This window comes from Microbacterium sp. UBA837, from assembly GCF_002296025.1.
Classification (GTDB): domain Bacteria; phylum Actinomycetota; class Actinomycetes; order Actinomycetales; family Microbacteriaceae; genus Microbacterium.
On the sequence record NZ_DBHD01000127.1, the window covers coordinates 1 to 3756 of the forward strand.

A 3756-nucleotide genomic window follows, 5' to 3' on the forward strand; every position below is an offset into this window, starting at 1 on the left:
AAGGGGCTGCTGCTCGCGCTTCACCTTGGTCGCCGCAAGGATGCCGGCGAGCTCACACCGCAGCAGGTGAGCCTGGGCAAGCTCAACAATGTACGGGAGGCGCTGGAGATCTGCCGCACCGCCCGCACGATCCTCGGCGCAAACGGAATCTCCCTCGAGTACCCCGTCATCCGTCACGCCGCGAACCTCGAATCAGTGCTGACATATGAGGGCACCGTCGAGATGCACACCCTCGTGCTCGGGCAGGCGATCACGGGCATTCCCGCGTTCCGCTGAGCCGTCATACCGGGCGGGGAGCGCGGCCGCTCGGGAGCCCGTGGCGCGGGCTCGATCCGCCCTGCGCGAACGGGGGCGAAATCGGCATCCGAAGCTGGCACTCGACAGGCTAGAGTGCTAATCTGTGACTAGTTGAGTCGATGGGACTCAACTTCAAGAACTCGGTCGGATGCGGCATCCGACCCCGCTCACAGAAGGAGACGACATGGCACACTACGACCCGCTCCGCGACATGGAGCGATTCGCGAACGCACTCTTCGACGGCAACCGGCGCGGACCGCGCCAGATGCCGATGGACCTCTACCGTGACGGCGACCACTACGTCCTCTCGGCCGACCTTCCGGGCATCGACCCGGGCTCGGTCGACGTGGATGTCGACGGTCAGCTGCTGACGATCCGCGCCGAGCGCACACTGACGTCGCAGGAAGGCGTCAAGTGGATCACGCGCGAGCGTGAGGCCGGCAGCTTCCTGCGTCAGCTGAGCCTCGGTCAGGGGATCGACACCGAAGGCATCGCCGCCAGCTACGCGCACGGCGTGCTGACGGTCACGATTCCGGTGAGCCCCAAGGCCAAGCCGCGCAAGATTGACATCGCGACCGACGCGCCCTCGACGATCACGGTCGACGAGTCCCACAGTGAGATCCAGGAGGCCGGCGCCAGCGCCTGACCTGCTCTCCAGAAGCCCCCGGCCCGAGAACGGACCGGGGGCTTCTGCGTGCTCGCTCGGGCGCGAGGATGAATAGTCCCGCATCTAGGCTGGAGCGCGTGTCGACGACGACTCGTTTCCCCAAACAAGACTCTCGCAGTGAGATCACGGCTCCGGTCGAGCTCACCCTTCCCGACGGTCGCCTGAACCCCGCGGCTCTCGGCTGGGCGCGCTCCCCACTGATCCGGACCGGCGGGATTGGGCCGCGCCGGTTCTGGGGGCGCAATAAGCGCTGGGAGTACTGGAACATCATGACGCCGCGATACATCGTGGGTCTCACCGTGTCAGCCATCGACTACGCCGCGGTGCACGAGGTGTGGATCTTCAATCGCGACACCCGCGAGGCTGTCCATCGCGCGGCCACCGTGCTTCCCGCTCGCGGGGTCAGCCTGCCGCCAACGCTGGGTCAGGGTCCCGCTTCTGCCCGGGCCAAGGATCTTCGGATCGAGGTCACGGAGGAGCCAGACGGCGTTCGGATGCGAGTCGAGGTCCCACGCGCATCCGTCGATGTTCTCGCCGAGAAGCCTGCGGGGCACGAAAGTCTGGCCGTCGTCGTGCCCTGGACTAAGCGGCGCTTCCAATACACGGTCAAGGATGTCGCGCGTCCCGCACGTGGCACGGTGACGGTCGACGGCACGGTGTACGACCTGCCGGCTGGCGAGTCGTGGGCGGTGCTGGACCACGGTCGCGGGCGATGGCCGTACGACATCACCTGGAACTGGGGCGCGGGATCGGGCCGCTACCAGGGCAGCGTGATCGGGATCCAGGTCGGCGGAAAGTGGACCGACGGCACCGGCGCCACCGAGAACGCGTTTTTCATTGATGGACGGATGCACAAGATTCACGAGGACCTGACCTGGGAGTACGACCAGGCAGACTTCCTGCGTCCGTGGTCAGTGCGCGGCGGCGGTCTTGACGCCCGATTCGTCCCGTTCTATGACCGTGTCGCGCGAACGAACCTCGGCATCATTGCGGCGGCGACGGATCAGTGCTTCGGCGTGTGGTCAGGGGCTTTCACGACGGCTGGCGGCGAAGTCATCCCGTTCGACGGTGTCGAGGGGTGGGCAGAACACGTCCACAACCGTTGGTAGCGGATCACGCCCGGGATCGCCTGCCGCGCCGTTTGCAGGATGAACTGGCGCCGAGGTCTAGAAGAGAGTCGAGACTCCGGGTCTCGTCCTGCGTTCGGCCCGGATGCAGGCTTCAGCAGTCTGACGCGCGGGGGCCGCGGAGCTTCGAGGTGAGCGTGCGGAGCTGTTCGAGTTCGGTGTCGCTCAGGGTTGACATCCGTTCGGCGATGGACCTGCCGTGAGCTGAGGCGACCTTGCGAAAGAGACCGGCACCCCGATCGGTCGCGGTGACCACCGCGCCGCGGCCGTCGTCCGGATCCGAGCACTTGGTCAGCAACCCCGAGGCGACCATCCTGTCGACCAGGCGCGAGACACTCGGCTGGCTGATCAGCATGTTGGATGTCACATCGCGCAGGCGCGCCGACATCCCCGGCGCGCGGGTGACGGTGAGCAGGACGTCGTACTCGCCCTGCGTCAGTTCGCCGACGATGAAGTCGCCACTGATCTCGGCGAGCACTTCGTGTTGCGCGCGGAACAGACTCTCCCAGGCGTCGATCGCCAGTCGCCGGTCCGTCATGCACACCAGAGTACGACCATGCCGGCGCCCGTAGGCTGATCACATGTCAGCTCGGATCCTGACGCGGCGGGCCGTCGGCGCCGCCGCGGCCGCCGCCCTTGCTCTCGTCGCCCTGGTCGCGTGTTCGGTGAGCGTGTCGTTCGGCGACGAGGCTGCCGCTGTGTCGACAGACGTCAACGACTTCGTCTTCGAGAGCATGGCTGCCGACTACACCCTGGGCCGTGCGGACGATGGAACCAGCACGATGACCGTCGTCGAGACATTCGTCGCGGTCTTCCCGGAGTACGACCAGAACCGCGGGATGCGCCGCATCCTGCCCGACTCGTACCTTGGTGCCCCGCTGCACCCTCAGCTCGTGTCGATCACCGACGCCGAGGGAGCCCCGCGGCCCGCCGAGGTCGAGAGCGAGGACGGGGTCTACGTCATGACCTCGCGCGCCGACGACTACGTGCATGGCGCGCAGACCTACGTCTTCACCTACACGCTCGAGAACGTCGCCCGCTTCTTCGACGACACCGGGGTGGACGAGCTCTACTGGAACGTCAATGGTGTCGACTGGGCCCAGCCCTTCGGGTCGGTCTCGGCGACGCTGCATGTGCCGGCAGAACTCGCATCCGCACTCACGGGGGCAGAGTCCTGTTACGTCGGTGCGGCAGGCGCTACCGACCAGTGCCCGATCGCCTCGACGACGGATGTCGACGGCGGCGTGACAGTCACGGCATCCGCCGCCGACGTGCTGGCCTACGAGACCGTTACGATCGCCGTGGCCTTCGACGCCGACACCTTTGCGTCCTTCGACAGCTCGTACGTCGCGTCGCCGTTCGGATGGCTGCAGGCTCTCGCGTTTCTCGGCGTGATCGGTTCGTTCGTATGGGCGATCGTCTTCCGGACCAGGATGCTGCGCGACGAGCCCGGGCGGCCGACGATCATCGCCGAGTTCAACCCGCCGCCGCGGATCGACGCGCTGGAAAGCGCGGTGCTGCTGGGAAAGACGACCAAGGCGATCCCGGCTGAAGTGCTCGAACAGGCGGTCGTCGGCAGCATTCGGATCGAGGAAGCCGGCCGCAAGCTCTTCGGTGGTCTGAAGCTCAAGGCGGTGCTGGTGGACCCCGCGCGCGCGGACGGTG

Annotated in this window: 5 protein-coding genes; 4 read left to right on the forward strand and 1 reads right to left on the reverse strand. The window is 66.8% G+C overall.

The window, feature by feature from the left end; genetic code table 11:
* The 3 genes from B3587_RS09455 to B3587_RS09465 form a co-directional block, all read left to right on the forward strand.
* The coding region (locus tag B3587_RS09455; protein WP_292728116.1) for an acyl-CoA dehydrogenase family protein at positions 1-276 on the forward strand (276 nt) is incomplete at its 5' end.
* Between the two features lie 205 nt (positions 277-481).
* Positions 482-943: an Hsp20/alpha crystallin family protein gene (locus B3587_RS09460; RefSeq protein WP_292728118.1), complete on the forward strand. Its 462-nt coding sequence runs from the start codon at positions 482-484 to the stop codon at positions 941-943.
* Between the two features lie 98 nt (positions 944-1041).
* Positions 1042-2073, forward strand: a complete 1032-nt coding sequence (locus tag B3587_RS09465) for a DUF2804 domain-containing protein (RefSeq protein WP_228178451.1) — start codon at positions 1042-1044, stop codon at positions 2071-2073.
* A 112-nt stretch (positions 2074-2185) separates the two neighbouring features.
* On the opposite strand, the gene B3587_RS09470 is transcribed toward B3587_RS09465, so the two are convergent.
* Complete coding sequence (locus B3587_RS09470) at positions 2186-2629, reverse strand: MarR family winged helix-turn-helix transcriptional regulator (protein WP_228178452.1); 444 nt, start codon at positions 2627-2629, stop codon at positions 2186-2188.
* Positions 2630-2672: 43 nt separating this feature from the next.
* Here B3587_RS09470 and B3587_RS09475 point away from each other — a divergent pair.
* Positions 2673-3756: DUF2207 domain-containing protein (locus B3587_RS09475; RefSeq protein ID WP_292728121.1), on the forward strand; the 1084-nt coding region annotated here is incomplete at its 3' end.